This window comes from Ferrimicrobium sp. (assembly GCF_027364955.1).
GTDB lineage: Bacteria > Actinomycetota > Acidimicrobiia > Acidimicrobiales > Acidimicrobiaceae > Ferrimicrobium.
Map to the genome: position 1 here is coordinate 1 of NZ_DAHXOI010000038.1, position 13,455 is coordinate 13,455.

Consider the following 13,455-nt stretch of genomic DNA (forward strand, 5'->3'; position numbering starts at 1 on the left):
TTGATGCGTTGTTAACACCAAATTTAGAGCTCAGAAACCGTGCGCGTTCCTTATGCGGCTATTTCGGCCCCAATTACCCCCGTTGAACTGGGACTACGGCTCAGATCCGAACCAAATCCATCCACATGAATGTCAGGAGAGCCGGTATTGAACCAAATCTTCCCTACGATCTGGGGTGCACTGGCGAAATATCGCAATGCTATGATTCCATAGACTACTCTTTCGAGTACCAACAAGAGTTTGTGCCTGCTTCCGGTTCGTCTGGTCTTTATCTACTTAGGGGGCTAGGTAACATGATGGAACGCCCCCTCAGGCATTGGGAAGGTGGTGGGAACAATGTTCACCAGGGATCACGTAATTGAATTGCTTTTCCTTGTTTACACCCTGCTGATCGCCGGCAGGTTCATCATCATTTTGGTTGATCCGATTTCCTAGCGACAAATGGCTAAAAGCGATTACCGTGATGGCTGTATTCCCAAAATGATCATTTTAACCTGTGCAGTCAACTCTATCGTCGCTGAAAGAGAGCTTATTACCATGGTGCCAACCGGGCAGTCTCCGGTGAAGCCTGATGGAACACAGCTTGTCGGCTCAAGATTTTTATGCGGCTATCGCATCTTGATGCTGCGTATTCGCAAGTTCCAACGCGTAACTTGCACCCCGTGGGGATAGGTAAGTCCTATATCTGGATGGATGGCCCATCCACGGAGCTCACGCGTGAAAGCGTTAGTCCCGTCGTGGCTTGTTACTGTTGTCTGGATTTTCACCAATTCTTACCTTAGTGGGTATGGTCATGCGTTCCAGTTGGCGTCCTTTTGGTTCTTCTCCAAATCACTTTGACCTATTACTTCCGCTGTGGTCGGCCCACCCTTAACAAAAGGAGATATTCCTCCACTCGTGAGTCATTTCACAGAATAGTCCTTGAGCATGCTTTCGATAGTCTTTTGAATTCCGCTCTCGATGTCGGCACCATTATTGGAACATTTGGTCTCTAGAGCTTGCTGCAGTTGACGCAGCAGCTTGTTGACAAACTCTCGCGTAAACACCGGCGCTAAGAGACTTGCAAGGGATGACCTCAACGGTTGGAGTTCGGTTCGTGATGTCGTCAGATAGATCTTGATGATGAACGTCTCCATGCCAGCAGTCGCTGGTTGAAGTTATAAAGGTCCCCTCGGTGGTGCCCGTGCGATCGATCTCAGCGAGGAGAGGCAACCAGATAAGCACGTCTCGAAACCCATTGCCGTCGTTATTAAACGGCTTCTTTCGCGATGCTGCACAGCGGACAAGATCCTCAAGATCTGTTAGAGATATCTCGCCGATCACCACCGTGTTGGCTGCCAATGTCTTACGATGATTAGTTTCGTATCCCCTACCAACTCTGGAACTTGACGTTTAGGACTTGGCAGGGAGAGACCCACGAGGTCGGTGATCGTTGCCCTGCCTTGTTATAGGCATCCATCGCCTTGGCCAAACGACTATGGAGGCGAGCGACTGTCGCGATGAGTACGACCTTCGGAACCACTAACCGGATCTCGCCTCGTTTGGGACAGGTGAGCAACATTTGCCACGGCTAAGAGGCCAGATTCCAGGATTCATTGGCGATAGTGTTGGAATCGACCGCAATGACTGGGGCCATTTGACTCACCGAGTTGACTTTGTTAGGTCACATGCTGTGGCGGGAGCTGGGGATGCTCTGGAGCATCCGATGCAATCCATGCCCAGGACGACTCTACTCTGTTGCAGTACAGGCGTTATTGGTTCATGTCGGCCTTCGAGGAAGAGCTGGCTGTCGGATTCGGGTGTAAATCTGGTGAGCCTGCAAAACTCTATTCGTATTCATGATGCAAACCCCCTACTCAAAGGGACTCTAGTGTCAGACTTAAAAGGACAGCCACATAGTTCAGAGAGGATAGTTGCTCTACGTAACACGACATTCTCTCAGCTCAGGTGAGTTTCGCAAACAGACCGGTCACACTATCGCTTCTGCGCACGACTGACAGGTCGAGCCGCCTTTAGTTGATATCGATATTCCGTTGCTATTTCCGCGTGAGTGGAGAGCCATTTTGCCTTCATGCCAACCATTGTCACCCTCCGTGAACAGGCCAACTCCTTCAGTGCCAGATAACACTTGGTAGGCATAATTTACCCGTCTTTGTCGTTTACGTCTTCTGTACGGTATTACAATCAACCAAGAACGCGGTCAAACGCAGGTGTACGAGTTGTGCGGAGTCACCTTCTTCGTCCGCCTCCTGAGACGATCATGAGGTCTAGAACATCATTGGGAGGCGATCGGTGCAACGGCGTATGACCACAATTAACAATACTATTTCGGCAACTTTTCACCCCAAACGTTCACTATTGGATCGCGTCAGTCGCCAGTGTGCTCGTCATCCATTCAGGGTGGCGACTGCCTGGCTCATCATCTTGATCAGTGTGTTTGCGGTACAGCGTTCCATCTCGAGCAAGTACCAGAACAACATCAATCTGCCTGGGAGTCAGTCGTCGATCGGGATCAAGTTGCTCAAAAAAAATCAGCCGTCGGCCACCGGCTATACCGGATTAGTGGTGGTCACCGGAGATCATCTCACCAGGTATTCGCACGCATTGGCTGCTAGCGAAACGAATCTGCGTCGCCTCAACGACATAGTAGCGGTGGGCAACCCTCTAGCACCCCGATCCCCGGATCTTTCAAGTAACGGGCGGACCGCGCTGATCACCGTAACGACATCCGTCTTCCCTCCTTCGTTGGGGAAGGGTTATGCGCCGTTGCTCTACCAAGCCATGAAGCCGGTGACCCATGCTGGATTAACCGTCGATTACGGGGGCGGCTTTGCCTCCGTCGTCAATCCACCACTTCACGATGCCTCCTCAGAGTCGGTCGGTTTTGGCATCGCTATCGTCATCCTAATTTTGACTTTTGGCAGCTTGATCGGGGCAGGATTGCCGTTAGTCGTCGCCCTCTTGAGTGTCGGAGTTGGTGTCTCAATCCTTGGCATTGTCGCAAGCATGATTACCTTCGCGACCGATGCGCCGACCCTCGCCCTCATGATTGGACTAGGGGTCGGTATCGACTACGCCGTCTTATTAACCACCCGATTTCGCCAGCGCATCATCGATGGCTATGACCCGGTTGAAGCCGCTGGAAGAACCGCCGCCACGAGTGGACAGGCAGTCATCATCGCCGCAGCGAGCGTCTCAGTTGCGCTTCTGGGTCTCTATGCGTCAGGCCTCACCTTCTTCGGTTTGCTCGGCTTCGCTGCATTCCTATGCGTGCTGACGGGAGCCGCTGGCGCCCTTACCCTGGTGCCCGCTGGACTGGGACTCGCGGGGCGTCACATTGACCGCTTTCATGTAGGTCGTATTACGGCCGAGTCCGGCGCCAGCAATGACCTCTGGCACCGCTACACGCGGGCGCTACAACGCCGACCCATCATCTTCTTGGCAGTGGGCATAGCCATCCTGGGAGTACTCGCGATTCCGTTCTTCTCGCTGCGCTTTGGTAATGTTGGCGCCGACTCCTATCCCGCGTCCTTTAGCTCGCATAGAGCCTACGATCAGGTGAACACCGCCTTTGGCGCCGGCGCCAACGGACCGCTCGTGATCGCCGTCAACTTACATGGTTTTCATGGTCAAATCAGAACCCTGGTCGAACGTCTCGAAACGCATGTTAGTCAGGTTCCCGACGTCGCCTTCGTCACTCCTCCCACGCTCACCCCAAACCACGACGTCCTCGTGACCTCGGTCGTGCCCGAATCTGGGCCCAATAGCCAGGCGACCCAAAACTTGTTCAACACCCTGACCAACACCACCGTACCCCATATCACCGCCGGCTCAGGGGTTCACGGTTTCGTCACCGGTGGAACCGCGCTTCAAATTCAGTTTGACCAAACCCTCAGCTCTGATCTGGCCGGCACGATCGCGGTCATCCTGATCACCGCGTTAATCCTGATCGCAGCGGCTTTCCGAAGTGTCGTCCTCGCCATCAAGGCAGTGATTATGAACCTCATCAGCATCGGCGCTTCGTATGGGGTGCTAGTAGCCGTTTTCCAGTGGGGATGGGGGCGTAGTCTGCTCGGGATGTCGGCCGCAGTTCCTATCGAAGCCTACGTACCCTTGGTTGTCTTCGCGGTTGTCTTTGGGCTCTCGATGGATTACGAGGTCTTTCTCCTCTCCCGCGTGCGCGAACTCTGGCTCAAGACCGGTGACAATCAACGAGCAGTTGCCGAGGGTCTATCCTCGACTGGGCGCGTCATTTCTGCCGCAGCACTCATCATGGTGAGCGTCTTTTTCGCCTTCATTGGATCTCCCGATGTCGTGATCAAGATGTTCTCGGTTGGATTTGGGGTTTCAGTCTTGATCGACGCAACAGTCGTGCGACTACTGCTCGTCCCGTCGATCATGACCCTACTTGGAACCAAGAACTGGTGGATTCCCCACTGGCTTGACCGGATTCTCCCCACCATCAGTACTGAAGGAGTGGAGGAACCTCCTGCCGCTCATCCTCCAATCGCTCCGACGGTCGATGCGATCAGTTGAACCATGGCGCGGTCGGGCAGCCAGCCAAAACCCATCCGGTATGGCCAAGCACTACAAACGCCCTCAGCTTTGACCACGGTAGCGGCACAACTATCACGCCCACCGACGGCATCGACACGCTTCGCCTTATACCGAGCAGTAAAGCCAAAACCGTACTGGCCACACATCGTCGTTCATCAATCTCGCCTCATCGCGCCCAAGTTTATAACTCCAGTACGGATACGGAGACACCGGAGATGTATGACTGCATTGGTTCCAATGTGCATGGTCACTCTGGAATCAGTCGCAACACCTGAGTCCTTGGGCTTCGAACATGAGAACCGTCTTCGAAGTTCCTCAAGCCTATAAGGATCACCCGGGCGGATGGGATCTATCCATCCTCCCTTGCGAGAACCCACCTGCTCATCGCCGACGATCGGGGGATCTTGCCGATCTCACCACTGGATTCCAAGGAGGTCCTGGATCTCTTGGATGACCGAGGGGAGAACGGTTCACTCATCATCTCCTCGCAGTTACCCGCATCGGCATGGCAGGAGAGCCTTGGGGAACGCACCGTGGTTACGGTCATCATCGATCGTATCATTTCTACCGCAATGCCGGTCGAAGCTACGAGAGCATCCATACGCCAACAACCTCGTCAAGGCAACGGAGTCGAGGCAACCTCGCAAGGCAACGGAGTCAACGAAAGAAGGAGGAGAACGGACCGACAGAGCCTGGTCCAGTGATACCAAAAGCACGACGCCAGCAAACACCGGTGTTGGACGGCCCCTCCTGGCAGGCCTGCTCGACACCGTTAAACCGAAGTTACTCCTTGAAGGCCTTCTAGCTGGACTTATTCCAAAAGTCCCTGCCTACCGCAGGCACGTAGCAAGGCCGCCCACCTGAGGTCGAGCACTTCTGGAGGGGGACCTCAGGTTAAACGGCATTGCCGCGAAGAAGCCACAACAATCCCACGACTGACCTTAACGAGGGTTTTCCCGCACCCATGAGCCTGGCAAACCAGTCTGTGCGTTCGTAGCCAAAGACATCATCAACTACCTCTCCCTTTTGACTCTCGTGCACCCCACACGCCGACAGGCCAGCCATATTTCCGCGTAACGGCTTCCATTGCAGGGGCCATAGCAAGAAGGGCCACCGAATAGAACGCTAGGACAAGGACGTCAATTTCGACTGCTGACAAAGGTCAGATGGACAACCGCCGCAGACGGATCCTATCTCATGCTGCCGGGAGTCTGGTGGCGATGCGTCTCGCAAGCTCGTCCATACGTTGACGCCCAAGTGGGCCAGGCCGAAGTAAGAGCTGGGGCAGCACGGCCCGCCAACACACCACCACACCACGCACCATCCAGGGTCGATGATCGAACCGGCCAACGGTGGCGTCGACAAAACAGAGCGCTGGCCGCACCACCGTTACACCGAGTAGATCGACACAGGCCCGTTGCACTGCCTCGACCTGCCAGGTCATGGCGTCGACCAATCTGGTCTCGTCCCGCCCACCGATGATAAGTCGTTGATCTCGCACGAAGGGGCCACCCTTGTCTACAAACTCAAGATGTTTGCCTGGTCGGACCTTGGCATCGATTACCCACACCCCGGCTGACGTCACGACGATATGATCGATGTTGCTGCGACTCCTTGGCTTATGACGGTCGTTGAGGACGATGATCCCGGGGATCGCGTCGAGCACTTCACCGACCTTACCCTCGCCAACGGCACCGGTTGCCCAGGCCCGAACATGCGAAGGCGCAGCTCGTATCTGCGCTTTTGGCGTCACCGCAGCGATGAGCCGACCCGCCAGCGGGTGTTTGGCTTTGATCTGCGATCGCCACTCTCGGTCGGCAGTGACGCGTGCCTCTTCCTGTCGCTGGTGGCGAACAGATCTTCTCTCTGCCTCCCGCGAGGCGGATCGACCGGCCACCCCAAGAGTAACTATGGGCGTCGAAGGTTCCGCTAAAGCAGGCTCCGATGCCAACCCGGTATCCGCCCTGGAACCGAGGCACGATCGACACGTCACCTTTTTTGCCACGGCATCCCATCCCGCACGTTCCCCCGCAGCCACGCTGTTGCCACAGGACACACAGGTGTCCGGACTCCGCAGGACAAGTTCCCTCATAGCGACAATATCGGCGTAACGTCACTTTGACTGAAGATCATCCGCAGGGATTAGCACGTTGAATCGGTTCGGCTGATACCCTTCGAGTCACAGGAAGGTCGGCGACGTTCGTGTCGAGATGGTCAAAACTGATAAGACCGACTGGCTGGTGCGGTTCTATGAACGCGGCCCGGTATGCATCGGGCTCATCCATCTTCCGTTATCCCGAGCGTTCCTAAGTGTAACGTAGTAGCGCCTCGTTGGCGGAGACCAGCGACCCCAGGGACTGGGTTCCTCGACGTGGGCAGATCATCTCTCACCCTTGGCCGGGCAACAGGGCTCTGTACGACGCAGCCGATCTCACCGAACTCAGCCATCTCAACGAACTCACCGGTGAAGTCGCGGGCCACGACATTCGTATCACGGGGCTTTGCATACCAAGTGGGTCACTGAATCCCGCATGCCTAGCCCATCCTCGTGGCAAGAGGAACGGCACTCCTCTGATTGAGCCAATGATCAACGAGTTTTCATCCAGCTGCAGGAGATCCGCTCAACACCAACGAGACTGGTAAGCATGGCTCCTCAATACATCTTCTCGATGCGCGACATCGGTCGCTTCTATCCACCTGACAAGGAAGTCCTCAAAGGGATCAACCTGTCCTTCTACCCAGGTGCGAAAATCGGCGTGATTGGTGCAAACGGATCGGGTAAATCGTCCCTCCTGCGCATTATGGCGGGCCTCGATGACGGTTTTAGTGGTGAAGCTCGCCTCACTCCTGGATTCACAGTAGGCTATCTGCCACAGGAGCCCCAACTCGATCCAACCAAGGATGTCATCGGTAACGTCGCCGACGGCCTGGCCGAACAACGCGATCTGTTGACCAGGTTCAACGAAGTCTGTGAGGCCTTTAGCTCTCCTAATGCCGACTTTGATGCCCTCCTTGCGGAACAGTCAGACCTCCAAACTCGGATCGATGCGATCAACGGTTGGGACCTTGATCGCACGCTTGAGGTTGCGATGGACGCGCTTCGCCTCCCACCCTCTGACGCCGATGTGACCACGCTGTCTGGAGGTGAACGTCGCCGAGTCGCACTATGCCGATTGCTGCTTGCGAAACCTGATCTCCTGCTCCTCGATGAGCCAACGAACCATCTTGATGCTGAATCAGTAGCATGGCTCGAACGGACGCTGCACGACTACGCCGGCACGGTAGTCGCCATCACCCACGATCGATACTTTCTCGACAACGTGGCCTCATGGATCCTCGAACTGGATCGCGGCAGGGGAATGCCGTGGGAAGGAAACTACTCCTCATGGCTCGAACAGAAGCAGGCTCGCCTTGCCACGGAGGAGAAGGCAGACCGAGCGCGCCAAGCAGCGCTCGCCCGCGAACTTGAATGGATCCGGATGTCGCCAAGAGCCAGACAGAGCAAGGGTAAGGCGCGCCTCAACGCCTTTAACGAATTGGTGGCGGAGTCCGAGGCAGCCGACCAGCGAGGCGACACGTTGGAGATCGCTATTCCGCCAGGACCCCGCCTCGGTGATGTAGTGGTCAATGCAACGAGCCTCACAAAGGGTTTTGGTGATCGACTACTCATCGAGGATCTGAGCTTCTTGCTTCCCCCGGGAGGTATCGTGGGTGTCATCGGACCCAATGGTGCTGGCAAGACCACCCTGTTCAAGATGATCGTTGGTCAAGACAAGCCCGATGGGGGCTCTATTGAGGTCGGAAGCACGGTGCATTTCACCTATCTCGACCAGTCACGTGACAGTTTGGACCCAACCGCTACCGTCTACGACGAGATCACTGATGGAGTGGAAAGAATTATCGTCGGGCACAGAGAGATCCATGCCCGTGCGTACGTATCGAGCTTTGGCTTTAAAGGAAGTGCGCAACAGAAGAAGATTGGAGAGATCTCGGGCGGAGAACGAAACCGAGTCCAACTCGCAAAGGTGCTACGAAGTGGTGGCAATGTACTACTTCTCGACGAGCCAACGAATGACCTCGATGTCGACACCCTGCGGGCGTTGGAAGACGGGTTGCTCAGCTTTCCCGGATGTATCGTGGTGATCAGTCACGATCGTTGGTTTCTCGACCGGGTCTCCACCCATATCATCGCCTTCGAAGGAGAAGCGGAAGTCCGTTGGTTCGAGGGCAACTTCTCAGACTATGAACTCGACCGCCATCGAAGGTTGGGCACCGACGCCGATAAGCCGCATCGGATGAAGTACAAGCCACTCACCCGCTAGTCAACTCAACAGACCAACCCACAAGATCGCGATCCCTCAATACCACGATGAGAGGCTCGATCCGGTCATAGCGCATCGCTGCTCGAAGCATGCCAGGCGTAATCTGGTGGGAACTTGCACGACCACAATACCTAAGCAAGCTCGCGGATCAAAGGGGTACCACCCAGACCAAGTGACACAACGAAGGTAGCGGATGCCCTCCCCACCGATCCTATCCGACCGGAGCGAACCGACTACCGGGAGAACGTCGGCCTGCCGACTCTCAATGGATACTTTGCATGGACCTGTCAGTGGATCGCCTACCTGCGACCGGACGATCTACTCCACTACCTCCTCGTGAGCCTTGACGAAGTGGGACCCCCTGAAGGAACTCAGTGACACCGGTCGTCCCGCAGACTTGTGTGCGATGAGAGTGTGGACCGGGTGAGAAGGGTCTTCAGTCTCGCGCGAGCACTGGGTTCTATGCCGAGGCTACAACAAGATCGCGGGGGATGATCACTGATGAGAGGGCCCGCACGCGAGGCTCACGATGCCCCAAAGCTCCGGTCGACAATGGTCCAGAGGCGCTGCTGCTCGCGCGAGTGCAACAAGATTCCCCCCACGCCTTGTCCGACTATTGCTTCTGGTAAGAACGACACTTCCTACGTATCCCGCAAGGTCTCGGGACCATGGGATCCTCGTCATCCATGGCCGAGAGATCCTCATGACAGGGACGGCCGAATCAGACCAGTCTCATAGGCGATCACGACAAGTTGCGCTCGATCACGTACTGCAAGTTTTGACATGATATGGCTCACATGGGTCTTCGCCGTCAGCGGGCTGAGGTAGAGTTTTTCGGCAATCTCGGTATTGCTGAGCCCAGAACCAACCAACATAAGCACTTCTCGTTCCCGATCGCTCAAGATATCGAGTGCAGTCTGACTCGTGGGTGCAGGAGTGCTTCGACTTGCGATATTGGCAATCAGTGATCGCGTCACGCTCGGGGAGAGCAGCGCTTCGCCACGGTGGACAATGCGAACCGCATTGATCAGTTCAGAGGGTTCGCTATCTTTGACAAGGAAGCCACTAGCGCCATTACGAATTGCTTCAAGAATGTATTCGTCCTCCGCAAAGGTTGTCAGCACAATGATGCGTATCCCGGAGAGGTCCGGGTCGCTTGCAATGATTTTGGTTGCTGCCAGCCCATCCATGGTCGGCATTCGAATATCCATCAAGACAACGTCGATGGGCTGTGCACGCAAAAGATCGATCGCCGTTGCGCCTTCAGCCGCCTCTGCAGCCACCTCAATATCGTCGGCCGACTCAAGAAGCACTTTCAGACCAGCGCGAATAAGCGCTTGGTCGTCGACGAGTAATAGGCGAATCATCGGCGACTGTCGGCATCGCTGGTACCAGAATTAGCGGAGTCGCTCAGCGTGTAGGTGGGCCGCTCATCCCGGTCTCTCTCTGTGTTTAGCGGCAAGATCGCCTCGATCCGAAAACTCCCGTCCGCGAGTGGGGACGCGGTGAAGGTACCAGAGAGTGATCGCACTCGTTCGCGAATGCCCACCAGACCGGTACCGGCTCCTTCCTGGAAGGAAGAACTCGGACTCGTTGTGGTATTGTGCACACCGATCGTCAACGAGATAGGCGCGTAGGCGAGCGTCACGATAGTGGTCGGGTTTTCGGCATGCCGGACCACATTGGTCAACGCCTCTTGGACAATGCGGAAACTCGCCAGCGCAACCGCGGTTGGAAGCTCAATGGCTTCGCCATCGACTACCAGCGAGGTGGGCACACCTGCCTGATTCCAGTCCTTGACGAGCCGCCGGATCGCCGACAGATCGGGAACAACTTCGCCGTGATCTTCGTCTTGCCCCGGCGGTCGCATAATTGTCAGGATCGATCTGAGTTCCTGCAGGCCCGTCTTGGAGGCTGAACGAATCTCAGCGATCGCTTCCGAAGCACGGCTCGGATCGCTATCGAGAAGCAGTTGAGCGGCGCTGGCCTGGATGTTGATCATTGCCATTGTGTGGGCGACAACATCATGAAGCTCGCGGGCAATACGCATGCGTTCTCGGTTGATGATGAGGTGGATCTCCTCCTCGCGTGCTCGTTCGGCATCTACCTGGCGTGCCCTGGCCTCGTCTCGCCACAGGTGTCGTGCCGAGACGACACTGCCAAGTGCGAATGCGGCGACCATCTCGGGCCACATGGTCAGTCCAGGACCGCCGATGAACCCGAATGGCCCCAGAAAGCCGTTGGCGATCCAGAGCGCGATGCTACCGATCAACCCAAGCAGGGCCGCCTTGCGCCAGCTGTGTTCTTGGGCCACCCAAAACCCGGCCACGAGGATAGGAACGAGAGTCGCCCCGTTCAGCTGCCCGAGCATCGACCATCCCATAGCAGCGACGATCGTAAAGAAGAAGACCACCGTAGAGTGCTTGCGGACAAAGAGAAGCGACAGAGCCGCCGCAAGTGGAATCACGAATGCAACAAGTGGTGGCTGAGTAACAAGATGTAGCCCCGCATAGTGATTCGCTGGATGAGCCTCGAACCATGTCCCAAGCACAGTAAGGATGGCGACGAACCCAGTACCAACGGGCATGGACCAGAGTCGCGATTGTCGTAATTTGAAGAAAGTATTCATTGACTATCTAGCGTAGGGCGCCGATTCGTCAGTCTACTACCACTGGCGATGGTCCCTCATCTACTCCCTGAGGAGTACGAGGGGACTCCTGCTGGAGGGGCAAAGATCGCATCACATGGGTCATGACCGATGAGAGCAGTTGCCAATAGGTTATTGCCCAGCGATGCAGTGGGCATTCGCACAAACCCGAAGGAGGGGAAGTCGATGACGATAGTAGCGAATCACGAGCAGGTAAATAGTTCCATCAAAATGAGGATCTTTGCCGTTCATAATGCAGTGCTGGCGGCAGTTCTTGTATGGGTGGTCGAGGTGCATGTACTCGGGATCCACCTTGGAATCCGCTTCGGCACCGGGACCGCGACCACACTAAGCATCGGTCAAATCATCGGTGTTAGCCTGATGGTTTCGCTGGCAGGGTGGGCGCTGCTTTCCTTCATGGAACGCAGGGTATCTCGTGCAGTCACCCTCTGGACGCTGATCGCAGTCGGCGTGGTATTGGCCTCTCTCGCCCTTCCGCTGACGGCAACAACGTCCACCACGGCAATGATTGGATTGATCGTAATGCATCTTCTGGTTGGTGCTGGGTCCATTCCATTTATGTACCGCTCGAGTTCAACCAGGTCGGTACGTACCGCGTGAGCATCGCTGCGTCATGGTGAAGCGGCCGGTGTTCTGCGGCGCCACCAAATGACTATCGAGTGATTGTAGACGACGAGCCCTTCGAATGGAAGATAATCAGACTGAGGCACGGTCTGATATCCTCATTCGAAGGGCTCGTCCTTGTGCCGACCGTCACCGCTTGTTCCCCGACACACTAGGACTCAGCAAGGATTCTTGTTCGCAAGCCTGCATCATTACCAGTGTGTTTACCAGTGTGGGCAGCTCATCCGATCAGCCTGAGTCATGGATCGCGACCCACGATCTCGCCGAGTAGCAACCGCGCGAGGAGCAACAGCTCCCTACTGCGCAATCAACCAAGATGATCTAGCGGTTCTCATCATCGACTCGCGAGCGGATAGACGACCGCCACCTCAACCGAACGATCACCAATCAATTCGGGAACCATCACACTCCACATCTGGGTGTGCCTCCCTAGACAAACAGGAGGTCCCACTGTTCGCTGGCTTGCTGCCTTCTTCGATCAGGGAGCTCGTTGCGTGGCTAAGCCACCACAACTCATTTGCCTGCTATGGCACACAACACACCGAATCTGTCAGCTTCACTACCCTGGTGAGCTGTGAGCATCGATCTTGCGCCTTCGGGAGTCCGACAGATGCAGATTACCGATCTCGTCAGTCCTATATCTGCCACGAGTCTGGCCAGGTTCTTGACCACGAACGGGGTCATCTGATTCGTCGAATGTGTCGATCAATTCGATTCCCTGGTGCCTGGCACCGCCCAAGTTCCACGCGCCGTGCGAAGAATCATACCGGCGAAGCGAATGACAATCGATGCCGCGAGTCCTGCCCAAATACCTCCCAATCCCCAGCCATATCCCAACGCGATCAACGTCAATGGCACATAGACGCCTATCGTTGCAATGAGCGTGATCGTGCGCAAAAAACCAACATCACCGGCTCCGACAAGAACTCCATCCGACGCAAAGACCACGCCCGCTACCGGTTGTAGTGCCACCAGCCAGGGCCACAGCACCTGGATCTGTTGGCGGACAGGTGACGACGAGGTGAAGGCCAAAGGGACGAGCCACCAACCAGGGATCAGCACAACGGCTAAGGAAAATCCAGCGTAGGCACCATAGCGAGCGACTTGCCAAGCTAATCGTCGCGCTTCACGGGTATCATCTCTCCCCAACGCGGCACCGACCAACGACTGAGCCGCGATAGCGAACGAATCGAGTAGCAGTGTGGTCAACAGTTAGCGATTTCATGGTAGTCCATTCCATCGCCTCGCAAGACCACTAAGCGGCTTGCTCCGGGGCACCTGCAA

The 13,455-nt window shown here is 55.9% G+C and carries 8 protein-coding genes; 4 read left to right on the top strand and 4 right to left on the bottom strand.

Going from position 1 to position 13,455, the window contains the following annotated elements:
- Positions 1-2,304 precede the first annotated feature (2,304 nt).
- Both M7Q83_RS13055 and M7Q83_RS13060 read left to right on the top strand, forming a co-directional pair.
- On the top strand, positions 2,305-4,536 hold the full coding sequence (locus M7Q83_RS13055) for an MMPL family transporter (RefSeq protein WP_298339687.1): 2,232 nt from the start codon (positions 2,305-2,307) through the stop codon (positions 4,534-4,536).
- A 368-nt stretch (positions 4,537-4,904) separates the two neighbouring features.
- Entirely contained in the window at positions 4,905-5,261 is a 357-nt protein-coding gene (locus tag M7Q83_RS13060) for an ATP-binding protein (protein WP_298339706.1), read from the top strand.
- 491 nt (positions 5,262-5,752) lie between these two features.
- Here M7Q83_RS13060 and M7Q83_RS13065 read toward each other — a convergent pair whose 3' ends face one another.
- On the bottom strand, positions 5,753-6,454 hold the full coding sequence (locus M7Q83_RS13065; RefSeq protein ID WP_298339690.1) for a nuclease-related domain-containing protein: 702 nt from the start codon (positions 6,452-6,454) through the stop codon (positions 5,753-5,755).
- 748 nt (positions 6,455-7,202) lie between these two features.
- Between M7Q83_RS13065 and ettA the strand changes: the two genes are divergently transcribed.
- Positions 7,203-8,879 carry an energy-dependent translational throttle protein EttA gene (ettA, locus tag M7Q83_RS13070; protein WP_298339692.1) on the top strand — a complete coding sequence of 559 codons (1,677 nt, stop codon included), beginning with the start codon at positions 7,203-7,205 and terminating at the stop codon, positions 8,877-8,879.
- 701 nt (positions 8,880-9,580) lie between these two features.
- Here the strand turns inward: ettA and M7Q83_RS13075 are convergent.
- Both M7Q83_RS13075 and M7Q83_RS13080 read right to left on the bottom strand, forming a co-directional pair.
- Positions 9,581-10,246: a response regulator transcription factor gene (locus tag M7Q83_RS13075; RefSeq protein ID WP_298339695.1), complete on the bottom strand. Its 666-nt coding sequence runs from the start codon at positions 10,244-10,246 to the stop codon at positions 9,581-9,583.
- Positions 10,243-11,508: a sensor histidine kinase gene (locus M7Q83_RS13080; RefSeq protein ID WP_298339698.1), complete on the bottom strand. Its 1,266-nt coding sequence runs from the start codon at positions 11,506-11,508 to the stop codon at positions 10,243-10,245. The genes M7Q83_RS13075 and M7Q83_RS13080 overlap by 4 nt, the downstream gene beginning before the upstream one ends.
- 204 nt (positions 11,509-11,712) lie before the next feature.
- On the opposite strand from M7Q83_RS13080, the gene M7Q83_RS13085 reads away from it, so the two are divergent.
- A complete protein-coding gene (locus M7Q83_RS13085) occupies positions 11,713-12,147 on the top strand; it encodes a DUF6069 family protein (RefSeq protein WP_298339701.1) in 435 nt (144 codons plus the stop codon).
- Positions 12,148-12,876: 729 nt separating this feature from the next.
- Here the strand turns inward: M7Q83_RS13085 and M7Q83_RS13090 are convergent.
- Positions 12,877-13,380 (bottom strand): MATE family efflux transporter, encoded by a 504-nt coding sequence (locus M7Q83_RS13090; RefSeq protein WP_298339704.1) that lies wholly within the window; start codon positions 13,378-13,380, stop codon positions 12,877-12,879.
- Between the last annotated feature and the right edge of the window lie 75 nt (positions 13,381-13,455).